Origin of the sequence: Clostridium sp. (assembly GCF_021372645.1) — a bacterium.
In the GTDB taxonomy this organism is placed as follows: Bacteria; Bacillota; Clostridia; order Clostridiales; family Clostridiaceae; genus Clostridium.
On the sequence record NZ_JAJFUC010000037.1, the window covers coordinates 178,594 to 200,217 of the forward strand.

18 protein-coding genes and 1 pseudogene are annotated in these 21,624 nt (G+C 30.0%); 12 read left to right on the plus strand and 7 right to left on the minus strand.

All coding sequences use genetic code 11. The annotated features are described in order from the left end of the window. The first annotated feature begins 129 nt into the window (after positions 1-129). Complete coding sequence (locus tag LLF98_RS06255) at positions 130-447, plus strand: hypothetical protein (protein ID WP_291701940.1); 318 nt, start codon at positions 130-132, stop codon at positions 445-447. A 210-nt stretch (positions 448-657) separates the two neighbouring features. Here LLF98_RS06255 and LLF98_RS06260 read toward each other — a convergent pair whose 3' ends face one another. The 5 genes from LLF98_RS06260 to kdpA form a co-directional block, all read right to left on the minus strand. Beyond that, positions 658-1,281, minus strand: a complete 624-nt coding sequence (locus tag LLF98_RS06260; RefSeq protein WP_291701942.1) for a DUF47 family protein — start codon at positions 1,279-1,281, stop codon at positions 658-660. 16 nt (positions 1,282-1,297) lie between these two features. Beyond that, a complete protein-coding gene (locus tag LLF98_RS06265; protein ID WP_291701944.1) occupies positions 1,298-2,338 on the minus strand; it encodes an inorganic phosphate transporter in 1,041 nt (346 codons plus the stop codon). A 187-nt stretch (positions 2,339-2,525) separates the two neighbouring features. Beyond that, positions 2,526-3,116 carry a potassium-transporting ATPase subunit KdpC gene (gene kdpC, locus LLF98_RS06270; protein WP_291701946.1) on the minus strand — a complete coding sequence of 197 codons (591 nt, stop codon included), beginning with the start codon at positions 3,114-3,116 and terminating at the stop codon, positions 2,526-2,528. Positions 3,117-3,128: 12 nt separating this feature from the next. Further along, positions 3,129-5,174: a potassium-transporting ATPase subunit KdpB gene (gene kdpB / locus LLF98_RS06275; protein WP_291701948.1), complete on the minus strand. Its 2,046-nt coding sequence runs from the start codon at positions 5,172-5,174 to the stop codon at positions 3,129-3,131. Between the two features lie 15 nt (positions 5,175-5,189). Then, positions 5,190-6,848 carry a potassium-transporting ATPase subunit KdpA gene (gene kdpA, locus LLF98_RS06280; protein ID WP_291701950.1) on the minus strand — a complete coding sequence of 553 codons (1,659 nt, stop codon included), beginning with the start codon at positions 6,846-6,848 and terminating at the stop codon, positions 5,190-5,192. Between the two features lie 572 nt (positions 6,849-7,420). On the opposite strand from kdpA, the gene LLF98_RS06285 reads away from it, so the two are divergent. Together LLF98_RS06285 and LLF98_RS06290 are read left to right on the plus strand one after the other, a co-directional pair. Beyond that, on the plus strand, positions 7,421-7,639 hold the full coding sequence (locus LLF98_RS06285) for a universal stress protein (protein ID WP_291701952.1): 219 nt from the start codon (positions 7,421-7,423) through the stop codon (positions 7,637-7,639). A gap of 328 nt (positions 7,640-7,967) precedes the next feature. After that, on the plus strand, positions 7,968-9,011 hold the full coding sequence (locus tag LLF98_RS06290; RefSeq protein WP_291701954.1) for a galactose ABC transporter substrate-binding protein: 1,044 nt from the start codon (positions 7,968-7,970) through the stop codon (positions 9,009-9,011). A 101-nt stretch (positions 9,012-9,112) separates the two neighbouring features. On the opposite strand, the pseudogene LLF98_RS06295 reads toward LLF98_RS06290, so the two are convergent. Both LLF98_RS06295 and LLF98_RS06300 read right to left on the minus strand, forming a co-directional pair. Further along, positions 9,113-9,879 (minus strand): annotated as a pseudogene (locus tag LLF98_RS06295) (potassium-transporting ATPase subunit KdpA); the annotation flags it as partial. Between the two features lie 223 nt (positions 9,880-10,102). Then, complete coding sequence (locus tag LLF98_RS06300) at positions 10,103-11,758, minus strand: nucleoside kinase (protein ID WP_291701956.1); 1,656 nt, start codon at positions 11,756-11,758, stop codon at positions 10,103-10,105. A gap of 236 nt (positions 11,759-11,994) precedes the next feature. On the opposite strand from LLF98_RS06300, the gene LLF98_RS06305 reads away from it, so the two are divergent. From LLF98_RS06305 to argF, 9 genes are all read left to right on the plus strand, one after another. Beyond that, positions 11,995-12,693, plus strand: a complete 699-nt coding sequence (locus tag LLF98_RS06305; RefSeq protein WP_291701958.1) for a DUF421 domain-containing protein — start codon at positions 11,995-11,997, stop codon at positions 12,691-12,693. Continuing rightward, positions 12,693-13,073 (plus strand): DUF4363 family protein, encoded by a 381-nt coding sequence (locus tag LLF98_RS06310; protein WP_291701960.1) that lies wholly within the window; start codon positions 12,693-12,695, stop codon positions 13,071-13,073. The genes LLF98_RS06305 and LLF98_RS06310 overlap by 1 nt, the downstream gene beginning before the upstream one ends. Before the next feature lie 309 nt (positions 13,074-13,382). Further along, a complete protein-coding gene (locus LLF98_RS06315) occupies positions 13,383-14,606 on the plus strand; it encodes an argininosuccinate synthase (protein ID WP_291701961.1) in 1,224 nt (407 codons plus the stop codon). After that, positions 14,606-15,985, plus strand: a complete 1,380-nt coding sequence (gene argH, locus LLF98_RS06320; RefSeq protein ID WP_291701963.1) for an argininosuccinate lyase — start codon at positions 14,606-14,608, stop codon at positions 15,983-15,985. The genes LLF98_RS06315 and argH overlap by 1 nt, the downstream gene beginning before the upstream one ends. A 161-nt stretch (positions 15,986-16,146) precedes the next feature. Further along, positions 16,147-17,181 carry an N-acetyl-gamma-glutamyl-phosphate reductase gene (gene argC, locus LLF98_RS06325; protein ID WP_291701965.1) on the plus strand — a complete coding sequence of 345 codons (1,035 nt, stop codon included), beginning with the start codon at positions 16,147-16,149 and terminating at the stop codon, positions 17,179-17,181. Positions 17,182-17,204: 23 nt separating this feature from the next. Next, on the plus strand, positions 17,205-18,428 hold the full coding sequence (argJ, locus tag LLF98_RS06330) for a bifunctional glutamate N-acetyltransferase/amino-acid acetyltransferase ArgJ (RefSeq protein WP_291701967.1): 1,224 nt from the start codon (positions 17,205-17,207) through the stop codon (positions 18,426-18,428). 61 nt (positions 18,429-18,489) lie between these two features. Next, a complete protein-coding gene (gene argB / locus LLF98_RS06335; RefSeq protein WP_291701969.1) occupies positions 18,490-19,344 on the plus strand; it encodes an acetylglutamate kinase in 855 nt (284 codons plus the stop codon). Positions 19,345-19,368: 24 nt separating this feature from the next. Then, the gene (locus LLF98_RS06340) at positions 19,369-20,553 is read left to right on the plus strand and encodes an aspartate aminotransferase family protein (RefSeq protein WP_291701971.1); all 1,185 of its coding nucleotides are present in this window, start codon (positions 19,369-19,371) and stop codon (positions 20,551-20,553) included. Positions 20,554-20,572: 19 nt separating this feature from the next. Next, positions 20,573-21,493, plus strand: coding sequence for an ornithine carbamoyltransferase (argF, locus tag LLF98_RS06345; RefSeq protein ID WP_291701973.1), 921 nt, complete (start codon positions 20,573-20,575; stop codon positions 21,491-21,493). Positions 21,494-21,624 lie beyond the last annotated feature (131 nt).

Sequence of the window (21,624 nt, forward strand, 5' to 3'; positions counted from 1 at the left end):
TTAGTATTGTGCATTACCTATGGTCCTTTTACAATTCATTACTTTCCAACAATTTCAATATCGCATATATGACTTTCATTGTATATTTTTATCAAAGTAAACAAAATATAATATTGTGAGGTGTATACAATGAATTTCAAAAAATTTTTAATAGTTTTCTTAATATTTACAATTGCTTTAACAGAAACCCCAAAAGCAATTTTTGAGTCAAATACCTATAAAGAAGGAGTCTATGACATTACAAATACGCCACAAGTTAAAGCTACAGCTATGCTTACAACACCAAACACCACTATGAGTCTAATTATAATTGATCCTAGTGGCAATGAAGTTTTTTATAAAAAATTTAATACTGTAAATGATCCTGTAAACTTAGGTACTATCTTAGATGATGATCGCATTGCAGTAATTGGTAGTGGTGAAATAGCTATTACAATTGAAAAATAGATACTTAATTTTAAATAGTATTTAATTTCACAGTCAATTTATATATTTATACAATTGTCCTTATAATTTATTATTAGGACAACTTTTTTATATACAACATTAAATCTACAGATTGTGTAGATTTGATGGATAATTGAAAGTTAAATAATAAGCTTTTTTATATAATTCTGCAGCCTATATGGATTACTTATAATAAAAAAACTCCCCAAATTATACTCTTCTTACAATTATCCTGTGAAATATATCAACAGTATATTCTAAATAAGCTGAGGCATCTTTTATATGATGGTACACTTCTCTTTGTTTAAGAGCATGCATTGGATCATTACACTTAAACAATTCAGCCATTCCATCTCGATAAAGCTGTTCTACTTCAACATATGTTTCCCTCATTTTTATAATGTTTTGCTGCGATTTTATTGGATTGCTTTCCAATATTGTTAAGGATTCAAATAGAAAATCCGTACCTTCCTTAAGCTTTTCGACCATATTAATAATGACATCATTTGGTTCCACTTCATATGCTTCCATTGATTCTAATGTTGATTTAGCAAACTCAATTACCTTATCCATTTCAACGGAAATAGAATAAATATCTTCCCTATCAAAAGGTGTTATAAACGCCTCTATCAGTTTACTTTCCATATCCAATCTAACTTCATCTGCTTCTTTAACATACTGTAGAAGTTCTTTCTTTTCATTCTTTGATCTACTACTCAACCATTTATGTAACATATGAATACCTAACATATTAAGCTCTGCCTGTTTATTTAACATTCCGTAAAAATCATATTTTACTGGAAAAAACCTATCAAAAACATTTCTTTTATCCATATTCCCTGCCCTCACTTTATATTACTTTGAAAATAAAATCAGATAAACTATATATCAATGCAGAAACTACCGCAGATAGTGGTATTGTAATAAACCAAGCTAAAATAATCTCCTTTGCTACACCCCAATGAACCATTTTATATTCGTCAGCTGCACCAACTCCCATAACACTACCAACTACTACATGAGTAGTAGAAACAGGTGCTCCAATAAAAGTAGCCAATAGTAATGACCCTGAAGAAGCTAATTGAGAGTTTACACTATGAATAACCCTTATTTTAAATATTCCTCTACCGATAGTTCTCATTATTGTCCATCCTCCAAGCATTGTTCCAATAAACATTACAAGTCCGCCAGCTATTCTTACCCAAAGTGGTGTTGTAGCTATACCCTTTCCTGCCATCAGTGCTAATGTTATTATTCCAATTATTTTTTGAGTGTCATTAGCACCATGACTGTAGGCAAGTGCTGCCGCTATTCCTAATTGCAGCTTATTCAAAGTATTATTTAATGTAAATTTTGCATTTCTTAGTAACACCTTCATAACTTTTTGAAGAATAAACGCAATTATAAATCCAAGCATCGGTGAAATTATTAAACCTGCAACTACTTTCACAATTCCAGTGAGTTGATGCTGTCCACCAATTAGTTCATTCCAGCCCCATAGTATATGTTTATAACCTGAAGATACCCATACTGATCCAATAATTCCTCCTATCAAAGCATGTGTAGAGCTTGATGGCAATCCTAATCTCCAAGTTACTAAATTCCATATAACTGCTCCCATAATTGCTGCAAAAAGTATTGTGAGTATCGAAGTATTCACTGGTAAATCTATCACCTTAGAGATAGTATCCGCTACTGCACTTCCACCGAAAATAGAACCAATCATTCCAAAAACTGATGCAATTCCAATTGCTTGCTTTGGCGTTGCTGCACCGCAAACAATACAAGTTGCAACTACAGAACTTGCATCATGCAGCCCATTCGAAAGTGCAAAAATAAGTGCTATTAAAATTACTGCTATTAAAATTACGGTTATGCTGATAGACATCATTTACAATTCATTCCTCCTAGTCCTACATATAACATTCAAATTTAAGCTATTCATTTAAATATAAATTTAAGTTTTCAACTTTAACATTAATTTCATAATAATCTATTATCTCTATTTTATCATTTTTGTATTTCTTATCAATGTCAAATAAGATGATTTCCATCAATGCAGAAATCATCTTATTATTTTATTTTTTCAAATCATCTACTGACATATTTAATTCTAATACATTAACATGTTCTTCTCCAAACAATCCTAGCCATTTTCCTTTTGTATTTTCATCAATTAAATTATTTAAATCGTCTTTTGAAATTCCAGTCGCCTTTGATATCCTATCTATTTGTATCTTAGCACCACTCGGAGTTATATCTGGATCAAGTCCTGAACCTGACTGTGATATAAGTTCTGATGATATATCTTCTTTAGATAAAGTTGGATTCTTCTCTAAAAATGATTTAATATCTCCTTCAACTCTTTCTTTTAAAACATCACTTGTTGGTCCTAAATTTTCTGAGCCTGATGTGGCATCAATTTCTTTCCCATCAGCTGAAGTATTGTAATTTACAGCTGATATCCTGCCTACAAAATTACCATCATCATTATATTGTTGTCCAATAAGTTTTGAACCAACTTCTTTTCCATTATGAGTTATTACACTTCCATTTGCTTGGCTTGGAAATAATACTTGTCCAATTCCTGTAATAAGTAGTGGATAAGCTAGACCACAAATTACTATTAATACTAAAGTTAATTTTATTGCTTTTTTTAATTCATTCATAATCTGTTCCTCCTACATACCTAATAAGGCTAATAATGGTGTTATTATTATATCTATTATCTTAATACCAATGAAAGGTACTAACACTCCTCCAAGACCATATATACTTAAATTCCTCTTTAATATTTTTTCAGGTTTCATAGGGACATACTTAACACCCTTTAGGGCTATTGGAATTAAAAGTGGTATTATTATTGCATTAAATATTAATGCTGCTATTATAGCTGATTTTGAGCTAGATAGTCTCATAATATTTAATATTTGCATTTGAGGAATTGCTATCATAAACATAGCAGGTATTATCGCAAAATATTTAGCTACATCATTAGCAATTGAAAATGTTGTAAGCGCGCTTCTAGTTATTAAAAGCTGTTTGCCTATTCCTACTACGTCTAATATCTTAGTTGGATCAGAATCTAAATCAACCATATTAGCTGCTTCCTTTGCTGCTATAGTTCCTGAATTCATTGCAATTCCAACATTTGCTTGTGCAAGTGCTGGTGCATCATTAGTTCCATCACCAGTCATTGCAACAATCTTTCCCATTTCTTGTTCTCTTTTAATTGCTTCAATCTTATCTTCTGGTGTACATTCAGCTATATATTCATCCACACCAGCTTCCTTAGCAATTGTAGCTGCTGTTAATGGATTATCCCCTGTACACATTATAGTTTTTATTCCCATTTCTCTAAGTTTTACAAATCTTTCTGTAAGCCCTGGTTTTACTGTATCTTTTAAATAGATCACTCCATAAATTCTATCATCTTTAGCTACAACTAATGGAGTTCCACCTAATTTAGATATTCCATCTACTTTTTCTTTTAAATCTTTAGGAACAGTACCACCATTATTTTTGACAAATTCCATGATTGCTGACGTAGCACCTTTTCTAATCTTCTCTCCATTTTTAAGATTCACTCCACTACTTTTAGTTTGAGCTGTGAATTCTATAAATTCGTCTTGTGCATATTCTTTTTCATCTATTTGAAAGCCTAGCTTTTGTCCAAGTTCTATTGTTGATTTTCCTTCTGGAGTTGTATCTTTAATAGAAGTTATAAGGGCATATTTTATTATTTCATCCTTTGCTACTCCTTCAACTGGTATAAAATCAGCTGCTAATCTATTACCAAATGTAATAGTTCCGGTCTTATCTAATATCATTACATCAACATCACCACAAGCCTCTACTGCTTTACCACTCATTGCTATAACATTAAATCTTGTAACTCTATCCATACCTGCTATTCCTATTGAAGATAATAAACCTCCTATTGTAGTAGGTATTAAGCAAACCAATAATGCAACTAAAGTTGAAACTTCAAGTTTTACTCCTACAAAACTTGCTATTGGATACAAGGATATAATTACTACTAAAAATATTACTGTAAGGGCTATAAGCAAAGTTGAAAGTGCTATTTCATTTGGAGTTTTCTTCCTTGAAGCACCTTCAACAAGGGAAATCATCTTATCTAAAAATGACTCTCCTGGTTCTGATGTAATTTCCACTTTAATCCAATCTGATACTACTGTAGTACCTCCTGTAACGCAGGAAAAATCTCCACCTGTTTCCTTAATAACTGGTGCTGATTCACCGGTTATTGCTGATTCATTAACTGATGCGAGTCCCTCAATAACTTCACCATCATTAGGTATCATGTCCCCTGCTTCAACTAAAACTATGTTTCCTTTTCTAAGTTCAGATGCATTTACTATAGTATAGCTTCCATCAGACTTTAAAAGCTTTGCCTTTGTATCCTTTTTAGTTGATTTTAAAGTATCAGCTTGTGCTTTACCTCTACCTTCTGCAATAGCTTCTGCAAAATTAGCAAACACTATTGTTGCAAATAAAATTACTGTAACTATCCCATTATATATTTTTCCATTTCCCCCTGCTATTTGAGGAAATAATGTTAAAATTGCTGTAATTATCATACCTATATATGCTACAAACATTACTGGATTCTTAATCATATCCCTTGGATTTAACTTTTTAAAAGAATCTTTTATAGCACTTTTAAGCATTTTATTTGTAATAAAGCTCTTTTTACTACTTTTCATTTCTTACTCCTCCAATCAACATATTGTCAAGAATTCTGCACCAGGTCCAAGTACTAGTACTGGTAAAAATGTTAATGCTCCAATTACTATAATTACTGCTATTAACACCCCTACAAATAAGGATGTATCTGTTCTAAATGATACTGCTCCTTCAGCTACCAATCTCTTTTCTTTCATTGATCCTGCTAAAGCTAATAATAATATCATAGAAACATATCTACCTAAAAACATTACTATACCTGTTGATACATTCCAAAATACGGTTGTATCTGTTAGCCCTTCAAATCTTGAACCATTGTTTGCTGCCGAAGTAGTAAATTGATATAGGACCTGTGATAATCCATGATATCCACTTAAGGATGCTTGTCCTATCGCTGCTGCTAATGCTGTTGGCAATAATATTAATATTGGATGAATTAAAATTACAGCTGCCATAAGTTTCATTTCTTTTCCTTCGATTTTTCTTATCAAAAACTCTGGAGTTCTACCTACCATGAGTCCACATATGAAAACTGCTAGCATTGCATATATAATCAAATTCATAAACCCTACACCTTTTCCACCAAAAACTACATTAAGCATCATGTTCCACATGGTAATTGCTCCTCCTATTGGTGTTAAAGAATCGTGCATATTGTTTACTGAGCCTGTTGTAAATGCTGTAGTAACAACCGAAAATAAAGATGAATCAAACATTCCAAATCTTACTTCTTTGCCTTCCATGTTACCTAAAGTATTAGTTATCCCAATATTATTCATAACTGGGTTGCCCAAAAATTCAAAATGATACATTATTGGAATAACTGCTATGAATAAAATTAATGCTGCTGAAAATAATGCAACTCCTTGTTTTTTGTTTTTAGTTGCCTTTCCAAATACATAAAAGTATGCCCCTGGTGTAAACATCATTAATAATATTTCTAATATATTAGTAAATGGAGTTGGATTTTCAAAAGGATGTGCTGAGTTAGCACCAAAGAAGCCACCACCATTTGTTCCTAAATGTTTAATACTTTCTAAAGCTGCAACTGGTCCATAAGCTAATGTTTGTGTACCACCTTCTAATGTTTGTACAACTTTATGAGTCTGCAAGGTTTGTGGTACTCCCTGCCATATCATAATTATTGATACAATTATCGATATAGGTAACAATAATCTTGTTATTATTCTTATTAAATCCTTATGAAAATTTCCTAACTCGTTCCCTGTAATTCCTTTGATAAATGCACCACTTGCAGCAAATCCTGTTGCAGCAGATGTAAACATCATAAATATAATTACAATCATTTGAGAAATATTAGTTAGATTTAATTCTCCTGTATAGTCTTGTAAATTTGTATTAGTCATAAAGCTTATAGCTGTATTAAATGCTGTATGCCAATTCATGTTAAGATTAGGATTTATAGTTCCTACAATAAATTGCTGCACCATAAGTAATATAAAAATTATAACTATCATTACAATATTAGTTGTAAGTAACGCCTTTATATATTCTTTCCAATTCATTTCTTTGTCTTCTATTCCTGCTATTTTATATATAACATTATCAGCCTTGTCCATAACTGGATCCACAAATGACTTTGTTTTAAATAAAATATTGTACATGTATTTACCAATGTAAATTGATATTAATACAAATAATCCTATGAGTATAACTAAAGATAGCCATTCCATGTAATCACCCCTAAAATTAAAATTTAACCATGAACTGAATTATACTTCCACTGTTCTAGTTAAACAATATGATTTAAGTGAATTATTTGTTATTTTCCGTAATATCAGCTGATTACATTCATATTTATATAGGTTTTTCATTTATTTAAGCCTTATATCTTTGCTTTTCTATGATTATTGAAATTTAATATTATATAACAAAAATAGCAGATAGTTTTGCTATCTCAACCACTATCTACTATGAAGTAAAAAAACTCGGCTCACATTTTACAATCATATTCTTCGAAAGCATATATTGTGTAAATTCTTCCATATTAGAAGATATACTATAAATGAGCGTTTTTACATCCAATGTGCAAGGGTTGCAAGGGTGACAGTCACCTGATGAACTGAAATATATCAAATATAGTGGTAGTATTTTTTCATGAGGGCATTCTCCTTAGTATTGTTTTTGTTTGCACTTTAATATTACTACAGAATGACCTCATTTTTTATATATTTTTATTTCCGTTTTTTGGGTTAATCAACACTTATGACCTGAAATAATTAATGGGCTTAATAGTAATATAGAATTGGCTGAAAAGCTTAACGGTACAGTTATAAAATTAGAAGGAACTTCAGTTTCTAAAACCTTATTGCAAATTGCCCATGAAAAACATGTAACCAAACTTGTTATAGAGCATCCAAAACGTACTAAGTTCCAAAGACTTTTTAGAGGATCTACAACTAATAAGTTTTTGGAACAAGCTAAGGATATTCAAATAATTGTAGTTCCTTATAATTCAATATAAGGCACGTGAAAGAAAAAAACACCTCATGAAAACTGATGTGAACCATCAATTTTCATGAGGTGTTTTTTTGAGTGAATCCCCTAAATCCGCATTTTCCCCGCATATTCTGAAGAATATATATGGTAATATACCTTAGAATAGATATGGTTTAGGATATTAATTTATGTATTCCCTTCTGTATATTCCAAATTATAAATAAATTTAAAATGATTTTTATACTATTGTTTTTATATTTATACGATATTACCTATAATACGAATAAATTTTAGATCAAATGATAACCTAATACTAAATATTGCAATTCAACAAATATGCATGGAGGGTTAAAATGAAGATATTAAAAAAGATATTATCACTTACTTTTATCTCTATATTATTATTGCATAGTATTAAAAATACTGCATATGCTAGTCCAGATATTAGTCCTCAAAATCCACTTAAAGTAGCTGTATTCTTAAATGATTTTAACGATCAATTCATTTCTAATGTCAAAAAAAACTTAGAGGATATTCAAAAAGAAAATGAAAATAAAGTTCAATTTACTTTTTTTGATGCAAAAGGGAATCAAGTTGTCCAAAATCAAGGTATTGATCAAGCACTTAATCAAGACTTTAACCTTCTTATATTAAATCCAGTTAGTACTAACATAGATAACCTTAAAGGTATTCTTAATGAAATAGAACAGAAAAATATTCCATTAATTCTATACTACGCACAAACTACACCAATAGTAAATTTTCTTAAACCTTACCATAACGCTGTTATTATTGATACAGATATTAATGAATCTGGGATTCGACAAGGTACAATCCTTGTTGATACGTGGAATGCTAATAAAGAAAATTTAGATAAAAATCAAGATAATATAATGCAATATGTTATGTTAAAAGGGCCAGCTAATAGTCCAGAAACAATTGCAAGAACTAAGTATTCCATTCAAACAATTAATGAGGCAGGAATAAAAACACAGCAGCTTTTATCAGTCGTTTGTAATTGGGAAGAAGAATGTGCTAAAACTGCAATGGAATCAAATTTATTAACGCTTGATGGTAAAATTGAAGCAATAATTGCCAATAATGATGCTATGGCAATAGGTGCTATTAAAGCACTTCAGAAATATGGATACAATAAAGGTGCTAGCTCAAAATATATTCCAGTTGTTGGAGTTGATGCTTTGCCAGAAGCTCAAGAATTAATTAAACAAGGTGTTATGACGGGTACTGTTGTGCAAGATCCACGTGCTCATGCAAACGCAATCTATACCATAGGAATGAATCTAGTCTCTGGCGCTTATCCTCTCAATGGTACAAATTATAAATTTGATGAAACAGGAATTACAATTAAACTACCTTATTATGAATATGTTAAATAATTATAAAAAATAATAATGGCTTGACTTTTGCAGTTAAGCCATTCTATTAGTTGCATTGATACTTTCAGCGAGAGTGGTATAGCTTGTCCTATTGCTGCTACTAATGCTGTTGGCAATAATATTAATATTGGATGAATCAGAATTACAGCTGCCATAAGTTTCATTTCTTTTCCTTCTCAAGAACTCTGGAGTTCTGCCTACCATGAGTCCACATATGAAGACTGCTAACATTGCATATATAATTAAGTTCATAAAACCTACACCTTTTCTACCAAAAACCACATTAAGCATCATGTTCCACATGGTAATTACTCCGCCTATTGGTGTTAAAGAATCATGCATGTTGTTTACAGAGCCTGTTGTAAAGGCAGTAGTAACAAGCGAAAATAAAGTATGCCCCTGGTGTAAACATCATTAATAATATTTCTAATATATTAGTGAATGGAGTTGGATTTTCAAATGGATGTGCTGAATTTGCACCAAAGAATCTACCACCATTTATTCCCAACTGTTTAATCCTTTCTAGCACTGCAATTGGTCCATAAGCTAAAGTTTATGTACCACCTTCTAATATTTGTACAAATTTATGAGCCTGGAAGGTTTGTGGTGCCCCCTGCCATATCATAACTATTGATACAGGTAACAATAATCTTGTTATTATTCTTATTAAATCCTTATAAAAATCCCCTAACTCATTCCCTGTAATTCCTTTAATAAATTCCCCACTTGCAGCAAATCCTGTTGCAGCAGATGTAAACATCATAAATATAATTACAATCATTTGAGAAAGATTAGTTAGATTTAATTCTCCTGTGTAGTCTTGTAAATTGGTATTAGTCATAAAACTTATAGATGTATTAAATGCTATATGCCAATTCATGTTTATATAAGTTTTTCATTTATTTAAGCCCTATGTCTTTGCTTTTCTATGATTATTGAAATTTAATATTATATAACAAAAATAGCAGATAGTTTTGCTATTTCAAGAACTATCTGCTATGGAGTAAAAAAATTCGATTCACATTTTACAATCATATTCTTCGAAAACATATATTGTGTAAATTTTTCCATATTAGAATGTATGCATTATTTTAATATTCATAAAAAGCCGATCCGCCAATAAATTCTCTTAAAAGTGAATTCTTTGGTACTTCCTCAATATCAATTTCTTTAAAAAAGCTTAATAAAGCTTTTAATCTTATAGCTTCGGAATACACTGGACTTTCCTCAGTTATTTTATTTAATTCTTTTAATGCATGCGTCTTTAATACTCCAAGCTCATAGACTAATGTGGAGTTAAATGCAACATCTGCTTCTTCTTGATAAACAAATATATTCTTTTTTTCTCCTTTTCTTATAGAATCCCACATCTTTAAAGTGTCCTCTGCTTTGTATCCCCTTGATAATGAATCTCTAACTATTCTTCTTACTTTTCTTACATCAGTCGTAGAAATTCTATTATGATTGTCTATATTTAATTGGGTTAATGCTGAAATATATATCTTAAATAAATTACTGTTTAGATCACTTGAAATTAGCTTTGGGTTTAATCCATGAATTCCTTCAAGTATTAATACTCCGTTTTTAGGTATTTTAACTTTATAATCATGCCATTCCTTTTCTCCAGTTCTAAAATTATAAATCGGTAGATCAACTTCTTCTCCATTCATTAGTTGTTGTAAATCTTTATTTAATAATTTTAAATCCAAAGCATTAATTGATTCATAATCATAATCACCCTTCTCATCTTTAGGTGTCTCTAAACGATTTACAAAGTAATTATCCAAAGATAATGGAGTAGGTATCAATCCATTTACCCTCAGTTGTATACTTAATCTATTAGCAAAAGTAGTCTTTCCTGAAGAAGATGGTCCTGCAATAAGTATAATTTTTACATCTCTTTTATTCAAAATTTCATCTGCAATATTAGCTATCTTCTTTTCATGAAGACCTTCCGAAACCATAATTATATTTCTCAATTCATTATTAATAACTCTTTCATTTAATTCTCCAACATCTTCTATCCCTAATATATTGAGCCACTTCTGTGCTTCTATAAAAATCTTAGTTAAGCTTTTTTGTTCTTTAAATTCAGGAAGTTCATTTAATTTTTTTCTTAAGGGTATTTGCAAAATAAATCCTGATTCATAATTAAATACATTAAATTTTTTTATTATACCTGTAGAATATCCCATATGTCCATAAAAATAATCGTATCTTCCTTCAAGTTCATAAAGATGTACATCCTTTACATCACAATACTTTAAAAGATTAACTTTATCATTCATTTTGTAATTTTTAAAAATTTCTATAGCCTCTTCTTTTGAAGTCATAATACTCTTTATTGGTACATCACTATTTATTATTTCTTGCATTCTTGTCTTAATTTTATTAATATCATCCTTATTTAACGGAATTTCTTTATGAACTTCACCATATACTGCCTTACTTATAGTATGCTCTATGGTTATTTTAGCTTCTGAAAATAATTCTAAAGCTACCTTAATAAAAATAAATTGTAACGTTTTAGCATAAATTTTTATTCCAAGTTCTGTATCAAAGCCTATGAGTTCTACATCTCCATCACTTTTTATAACTTCAGTTAATTCATAATATTTCCCATTAAGCTTGCATATAGCCACATCTTTAACTTTATCTTTATAATTATCAATAATTAAATTATAAAATGTTATTCCCTTTTTAGCTTTAATAATATTATTTTTTGACTCGAACTCTTTATTAATCATATAATTTAAAACCTTTCCTCTCAATTTAGTTATAAGTCATATTTATTTTAAATAATTTAATCATTCTATTTATTTATATCATTAAATAGTTTCAAATATATTATATACAATTTTACTAAAAAGGATAAAAGTTTTTTTCTAAGGTGAAATGATTTTAATTGCAGCATAGCTGCTTTTTTCTAAGGTGTGTATATTAATTTTGTTTTTGCAAATATTAATTTTTGAGGTGGTTTTTTATGTTTGTAGTGTCTATTAGAACTGCAATTTTATATTTATTAGTTGTATTAACAATGAGATTAATGGGGAAAAGGCAAATAGGTGAACTTCAACCTTATGAATTTGTAATAACAATTATGATTTCTGATCTAGCTTCCTTACCCATGCAAGATGCAAGATTACCATTATTACAAGGAATTATTCCTATAATAACCTTATTATTTTTGAAAACAGTTTTAACACAGATAGGATTAAAATTTCAATTTACAAGAAAGCTTGTGGATGGAGAACCTTGTATATTAATTTGTAAAGGGAAAATCAATTATTCAACTTTAAAAAAACAACAATTAAATATTGATGAATTATTAGAAGAATTACGACTTGCAAATTATTTCAATCTTGATGAAATTCAATATGCAATATTAGAAAATGATGGGCAAATGTCCATCTTGCCTGTAGATTATAATTCCTCTCAAAAGTCCAGTTCAGAGAATCTAGCATCTAAAAAAACTGAAGTTAAATTGCCTAGGGTATTAATTTCTGATGGTAAAATAAATAGAAATTCATTAACTTCTATGAATAAAGATGAGAAGTGGATACTTAATTTACTTAAAAACCATAATATTTCATCAATAAAACACGTATTAATAGCTTCATACGACACTGAAGGCAAATTTAAATTTCAACTTTTTGATAAATATGAAAAGGAGGATAAATAATGAGAAATGCACTACTATCTGTACTTCTCTTTCTCTCCATTATTATATGTATATTCTTTTTAAATAACTCTATTATTAATTTATGCAATAATATTAAAACACAATGCGAAGATATAGAACTTAAAATTACAGGTGGCAAGATTGAAGATGCCTATTATCAATCTCTTGAGTTGTTAAACTCCATTGAAGAGAAAAATTTAATAACATCTATATATCTTAATCATCAAGAATTTGATAATTTACTAAATGAAGCATTAAAATTATCAACATACTTAGTCCATGAAGATGAAACAGAAGCTCATGCATCGCTGCACTTAGTAAAATATAATGCTGATCACATAAAAAAATTACAAATCCCAACTTTAGAAAATATACTTTAGTAATAACAAAAATACTTAATAACAAGTCAGTATTCTAGGTCTATTTCTTTCATATTCCTAAGTTTTAATGTTTCATAAATATACATAATCATTACAACATTAAAATTTATAATATTATATGCATAAAAATTAATTTTTCATGCATAAAATTTATGTTTTTATGTATATTTTTTATGTTTTATGAATATTATCACTAATACTACTTGATTATTGTTTTATTAAATTGTATAATTATAAACAGTACATTAACTTAGAAAATTATATTAATTTAATTTATATTTTACATATTTATTGAGGAGGGCTTTTAAAATGACAAAATATAACAAAGTAGTTTTAGCTTATTCAGGAGGACTAGATACATCAATTATCATTCCATGGCTTAAAGACACTTACGGCTGTGAAGTTATAGCTGTTTGTGGTAATGTAGGCCAAAAGGATGAATTAGATGGATTGGAAGAAAAAGCATTAAAGACAGGAGCATCAAAATTATATATAGAAGATTTAACACAAGAATTTGTTGATGATTATATATTCCCTACTATTCAAGCTGGTGCTATATATGAAGGAAAATATTTACTTGGAACTTCATTTGCTAGACCAATAATTGGGAAAAGATTAGCTGAAATTGCTAAAGCTGAAGGTGCAGATGCAATTTGTCACGGATGTACTGGTAAAGGAAATGACCAAGTGAGATTTGAATTAGCAGTTAAAACATTTGCTCCAGAGATGCCAATAATTGCTCCATGGAGAATTTGGGATATTAAATCAAGAGAAGATGAAATAGATTATGCAGAATCTAAAAATATTCCATTAAAAATTAATCGTGAAACAAACTATAGTAAAGATAAAAATATCTGGCACTTAAGTCATGAAGGTTTAGATTTAGAATTTCCTGAAAATGAACCACAATATGATAAAATTTTAGAACTTTGTAAGACACTAGAAGCTGCTCCAAATGAACCAACTTATATCACTTTAACTTTTGAAAAAGGAAATGCTGTTGCTTTAAACGGACAAAAAATGAACAGTGTTGAATTATTAGATGCATTAAATAAAGTTGGTGGAGAAAATGCTATTGGTCTTACTGACATGGTAGAAAACAGACTTGTTGGTATGAAATCAAGAGGCGTTTACGAAACTCCAGGTGGAACTATCCTTTACAAAGCTCATAAAGATTTAGAAGAACTTTGTTTAGATAAGGAAACTTCACATTATAAAGAACAAATTGCTTTAAAATTTGCTGATATAGTATATAACGGACAATGGTTTACTCCACTTAGAGAAGCATTATCTGAATTTGTTACAAAAACTCAAGAAACAGTTACTGGCGAAATTAAATTAAAATTATATAAAGGTAATATTGTCAATGCTGGTATGACTTCACCATACTCATTATACAGTGAAGAATATGCAACTTTTGGAGAAGACGGCGTATATGATCAAAAGGATTCTGCTGGATTCATAAATCTATTTGGTCTTCCATCAGTTGTTAGATCTAAAATGCAAGAAAAAATTAAGAAAGAGGGTATATAATGAAGCTTTGGGGCGGACGATTCAAAAAGGGTACTGACAAATTAGTTAATGATTTTAATTCTTCTATAAATGTTGATTCACGAATGTATAGAGAAGATATTGAAGGTAGTCTTGCTCATGCTTCAATGCTTGGAAATCAAAATATAATACCAAAAGAAGCTAGTGATAGAATTACTTCTGGCCTTCTTGAAATCTTAAAGAGACTTGATAGTGGTGCTATTGAAATTGATGAAACATCTGAAGATATTCATAGTTTTATTGAAGGTACTTTGACATATTACATTGGTGAAAATGGAAAGATGCTTCACACTGGCAGAAGTAGAAATGACCAAGTAACTTTAGATTTAAGATTATATTTAAAAAAGGCAATTGTAGGATTAAAAGAAGATATTATAGATTTAGAAAAAGTTCTTTTAGAAAAAGCTACAGAAAACATAGATACAATAATGCCTGGATATACTCATATGCAAAAAGCTCAACCAATTACATTTGCTCATCACATTTTAGCTTATGCTGAAATGCTTAAAAGAGATTTTGGAAGACTTTCTGATTGTTATAAGAGAGTAGATGAAATGCCACTAGGTTCTGGAGCTTTAGCTACTTCTACTTATCCTGTTGATAGAGAATCTGTTGCTCGTGATCTTGGCTTTTCAAAGGTTACATTAAATAGTTTAGATTCTGTATCTGATAGAGATTATGCCATTGAAACACTTTCTTGTCTTTCAATGATAATGATGCATTTATCAAGATTTTCAGAAGAAATAATCCTTTGGTGTACTAATGAATTTAGTTTTGTTGAGCTTGATGACGGCTATAGTACTGGTAGTAGTATAATGCCTCAAAAGAAAAATCCAGACGTTGCTGAATTAGTTAGAGGTAAAACAGGAAGAGTTTATGGAGATCTTATGACTTTACTTACTGTTATGAAGGGCATTCCTCTTGCTTATAACAAAGATATGCAAGAAGATAAAGAAGCACTTTTTGATGGATTAGATACTGTTACACTTTCACTTAAAACTTTCTGTGGAATGGTTAAAACTATGAAAGTTAAAAAGGATAACATGAGAAAAGGTGCTGGTCTTGGCTTTACTAATGCTACTGATGTAGCTGATTATCTAGTAAAAAAAGGAATGGCATTTAGAAATGCTCATGAAGTAGTTGGAGAAATAGTTCTTGAATGTATAAAGGCAAACAAGATGATTGAAGAATTAACTCTTGAAGAACTTAAAGGCTTCTCTCCTATCTTTGAGGAAGACGTCTATCATGCAATAGATTTAGTAACTTGTGTAGAAGAACGTAAAGTTATTGGTGGCCCTTCTACTGAATCGGTTAAAATGCAAATTGCTGCATTAGAAAACTTTATAAATGAATCTAAATAAATAAAATAATTATAAGTCTTAAAGAAGAAATTGAAATTTTCTTCTTTAAGGCACATTAAAATTTCAATTGTCTATGAAATTTATATTATCAAGTTTCTCTTATGAAATTTTATAGACAATTGAAATATAATACTTAATAAATTAAGGGGGCTAATTAAAAGATGGTTAAGATCGGAATAATCGGTGCTACAGGATATGTTGGTGCGGAACTATTAAGATTACTATTATCTCATCCAAAAGTTGAAGTTGCTGCATTAAGCTCAGTTTCTTTTGCAGGACAAGAAATTAGTAACGTATATAAAAACTTTTTAAATAAAACAGATTTAGTTTGTGAATCTGCTGATGATGTTGTTGAAAAATGTGATGTAATCTTCACTGCCCTTCCTCATGGATTAAGTGAAGATATTGCTAAAAAGGCAATTGACAATAAAAAGATTTGTATTGATATGGGTGCCGATTTTAGATTATCTAATGAAGATGAATATGAAGAATGGTATGGTAAGAAATTTACACAACCTGACATACATGTAAACAGTGTTTATGGACTTCCAGAATTGAATAAAGAAAAAATTAAAGACTGTTCTTTAATTGCTAACCCTGGTTGCTATCCAACAACTATAGAATTAGGCTTAATGCCACTACTTAAAAATTCATTAATTAAATTAGATGGTATTATTTGTGATTCAAAATCTGGAACTACAGGTGCTGGAAGAGGCTTAACTTTAAATACTCATTTTCCAGAAGAAAATGAAACCTTTGCACCATATAAAGTTGGAGCTCATAGACATACACCTGAAATTGAAGAAACCTTATCTACTATGGCAAATGATAAAGTAAGTATAACTTTTACACCTCATTTACTTCCAATAAATAGGGGTATACTTTCAACTATTTACTGTACTCCAAATAATAAAGTAAATATTGAAGAAATTCATAAAATATATGTGGACTGTTATAAAGATGAACCTTTCGTTAACATCTTACCTCTTGGAGAAACTGCTTCAATAAAAAATGTAAGATTAACAAACGATTGTTTTATCTCATTACATTTAAACCATAGGCAAGATCAAATCATAGTTGTAAGTACAATAGATAACATGATTAAAGGTGCTGCAGGACAAGCGATCCAAAATATGAATATCATTTTAGGTTTTAATGAAACAGAAGGATTAAACTTAATTGCACCAGCATTTTAAGTTAAATTAAGGAGGTTATAAATTTGAATATAAAATATATAGATGGTGGAGTTACAGCTCCTAATGGCTTTTTAGCTTCAGGTATATACTGTGGATTAAAGAAAAATAATTTACAAAAGGATTTAGCTTTAATCTATTCTGAAGTACCAGCTATAGCTGCTGGAATGTATACTAAAAATAGAGTTAAAGGTGCTCCTATTTATATTACAAAAGAGCATTTAACTAATAAAAAAGCACAAGCAATAATTATAAATAGTGGTAATGCAAATACTTGTAATGGTGATGATGGTTTACATAAAGCAGAAAAGATGACTTCATTGCAAGCTAAAGAATTAAAGTTAAAAGCAGATGATGTTTTAGTTGCATCTACAGGAGTAATTGGAGTTCCTTTAAATATAGATGCTATTAAAGACGGTATTCCTCTACTTACTGAAAAATTATCAAAAGAAGGATTTGATGATGCATCTTCAGCTATTATGACTACTGATACATTCAAAAAGCAATTAGCATTAGAATTTTACATAGGAGACAAAAAAGTTACTATAGGTTCAATGGCAAAAGGTTCTGGAATGATTGAACCAAATATGGGAACGATGCTTTCCTTTCTTACAACTGACCTTTCTATTTCTCCAGAATTACTGGATGAAGCTTTAAAGTCAAGTGTTACTGTTACTTACAATAGAGTTAGTGTTGATGGTGATACAAGTACTAATGACATGATATTAATTTTAGCTAATGGCTTAGCTGAAAATCCCACTATAACTGAAAAAGATGAAAACTATGATGCTTTTCTTAAAGCTCTTACTGAATTAAACACAATTATGGCTAAAAACATTGCCAAAGATGGTGAAGGTGCTACAAAATTATTAGAATGTCAAATAATCGGTGCGAATACTGAAGAAGATGCTGTTGTTTTAGGTAAAAGTGTTATTAATTCTAGTTTAGTAAAAACTGCAATGTTTGGTAGTGATGCAAACTGGGGAAGAATCCTATGTGCTCTAGGATATACAAAAATTGATTTTGATCCTGAGAAAGTTGATGTTTCCTTTGAAAGCCCTGCCGGCTCTATAAAAGTTTGTGAAGCTGGTAGTTCTTTACCTTTTGATGAAGATAAAGCTAAGGAAGTCTTAAGTGAAAATGAAATAATTATTAAAGTTAATTTATTCTTAGGTGACTATAGTGCTTATGTTTGGGGTTGTGATCTAAGTTATGAATATGTGAAAATAAATGGAGACTATAGAAGTTAAACTAATTGACAGTTGACAATGCACAATTGTCAATTATCAATTGAATATTGGGGGTTTTAAATTGAATATTAACGAAAGAGCTGAGGTCTTAGTTCATGCATTGCCTTATATACAACGTTACTACGGCAAAATTATAGTAGTAAAATATGGTGGAAATGCAATGATAAGTGAGGAACTTCGTGAAACAGTTATAAATGATATTATCCTAATGAAATGTGTTGGTATTGAACCGGTTGTTGTCCATGGTGGTGGACCAGATATTTCAGATTTTTTAAATAGATTAGGTGAAAAAAGCGAATTTATTAATGGTCTAAGATATACTGGTGAAAATACTATTGATATAGTTCAAATGGTTCTTGGAGGAAAAGTAAACAAGAACTTAGTTTCTTTAATTGAAAAATTTGGTGGCAAAGCTATTGGTTTATGTGGAATGGATGGTTCTCTTCTTAAAGCTAGAAAATTAAAAACTGATGTTGATTTAGGTTATGTAGGTGAAATAACTAAGGTTAATACTGAAGTTATAAAAATGGCTATAAGTTCTGGTTACATTCCTGTTGTTGGTAGCATTGCTTTAGGTGAAGAAGATAATAAACCATATAACATTAATGCTGATATATGTGCATCAAAAATTGCTGCTGCTCTAAAAGCTGAAAAATTAATGTTACTTACTGATGTACCTGGAGTTCTTATGGATCCAAAAGACCCATCCTCATTACTTAGTGTTTTAAGAATACATCAAATTCCTAAGTTATGTTTAGAAGGAGTAATAAAAGGTGGTATGATTCCTAAAATTGATTGTTGCGTTGAAGCAATCAGAATGGGTGTTGAAAGAGCACTTATTATTGATGGACGTATTCCCCATTCTATTCTTTTAGAATTGTTCTCTCCTGAAGGAATTGGGACAATGATTTACTAATTATTTTATATGGGAGGTAATTTTATGTCATATGATTTTAATGAAGCAAAAGAGCATATTGTAAATAGTTATGGTCGTTTAGATCCTGTAATCACTCATGGTGAAGGTATTTACCTTTATGACACAGATGAAAATAGATATTTAGATTTTACAAGTGGTATTGGTGTTAGTAGCTTAGGATATGGTCATGAAAAATGGGTTAAAGCTACTAGCAAACAATTAAAAACTCTTGCTCATGTCTCAAATATATTTTACACTGAACCAAGTGTAAAACTCGCTAAAGAATTAACTGAAAAAGCTAATATGAGCAAAGTATTTTTTAGTAACTCCGGTGCTGAAGCTAATGAAGGTGCAATTAAATTAGCTAGAAAATACAGTTATGATAAATATGGTGCTGGAAGAAGTACAATTCTTACTTTAATGCAATCTTTTCATGGTAGAACAATAACTACTTTAAAAGCAACTGGACAAGAAAAATTTCATAAATACTTCTTTCCTTTTACTGAAGGCTTTGATTATGTGAAAGCAAGTGACTTGGAAGATTTCAAAGCAAAGCTTACAGATGAAGTTTGTGCTATAATGCTAGAAGCAATTCAAGGAGAAGGCGGAGTAATTCCACTATATAAAGAATTTGTCCAAGAAGTAGTTAAAATATGTAATGAAAAAGATGTACTTGTTATATTTGATGAAGTTCAATGTGGTATAGGTAGAACCGGTAAAATGTTTGGATATAATAATTTTGATGTAGAAGCTGATATAGTTACTGTTGCTAAAGGTCTTGGAGCTGGACTTCCTATAGGTGGAATACTTTGCTCTTCTAAAGTAGCTGATGTATTTAAGCCAGGTGATCATGGTTCAACTTTTGGAGCTAATCCAGTTGTATGTGTTGGTGCTTTAGTTGTTCTTGATGAGCTTTGCAATGAAAAAACTTTTGAAAAGATATCTAATAGAGGTGCTTATGTAAAAGAACTTTTAGAAGAAGCTAAAAATCCTCAGATTGTAGATGTACGTGGTATGGGATTAATGATTGGAATAAAAGTAAAATGTGATCCAGCATTAGTTCAAAAAGAAGCTATAAAAAAGGGACTATTAGTATTAACAGCTGGAAAGGATGTTGTAAGACTTCTTCCACCTCTTGTTATAACTAAAAAAGAATTAAAGATAGGATTAGATATTATTCTTGAAATTTTGTCTAAGATAGAAGAATAAATTATTTTTGGGGGCATATATGAAAAAAGATTTATTAAAAATGGATGATCTTTCTAAAGAAGAAATCTTAGATATTTTAAATTTAGCAGATCAATTGAAATATGAACAAAAACATGGTATAGAGCATCATCACTTAAAAGGCAAAAGCTTAGGTATGATATTTGAAAAATCATCTACTAGAACTAGAGTTTCTTTCGAAGCTGGTATGTATCAATTAGGCGGAAATTCATTATTCTTAAGTGATAAGGATTTACAAATAGGTCGTGGCGAACCAATTGAAGATACTGCAAGAGTTCTTTCAAGATTTATACAATGTATAATGATTAGAACATTTTCTCATACAGAAGCTGAAAAATTAGCTAAATATTCATCAATTCCAATTATTAATGGTTTAACAGATGATGAACATCCATGCCAAGTGTTAGCTGACTTAATGACAATCAGAGAAAATAAAAATATTCTTGAAGGATTAAAGGTTGCTTTCATAGGCGATGGTAACAACATGGCAAATTCTTTAATGATCGGTTGCTTAAAAGTTGGAATGAACTTTGCAGTTGCATCACCAAAAGATTATACATCATCTGAAAAATACTTAAATAGAGCAAAAGAAATTGCAGAAAAGGAAGGAGTTAACTTTACAGTAACTACTTCGCCATCTGAAGCTGCTAAGGATGCTGATGTATTAATCACAGATGTTTGGGCTAGTATGGGGCATGAAGAAGAAGCTGAAATAAGAGCTAAAGCTTTTGAAGGCTTCCAAATAAACAAAGATTTAATGGCAGTAGCTGATAAAAATGTAATGGTGCTTCACTGTCTTCCAGCTCATAGAGGTGAAGAAATTACAGCTGAAGTTTTAGAAGAACATGCAAATTCAATCTTTGATGAATCTGAAAATAGATTACATGCACAAAAGGCTGTCCTTGTTAAATTGATGAAATAATAATATGTTTATATAATGAAATAGAAGACATACAGTATTTGTGTAATCTGTATGTCTTCTATTTCATTATATAATAGTTTTCTGAGTAAAATCTTAATTATTTCTATTCTTTATATTTCAGTATTATTTAA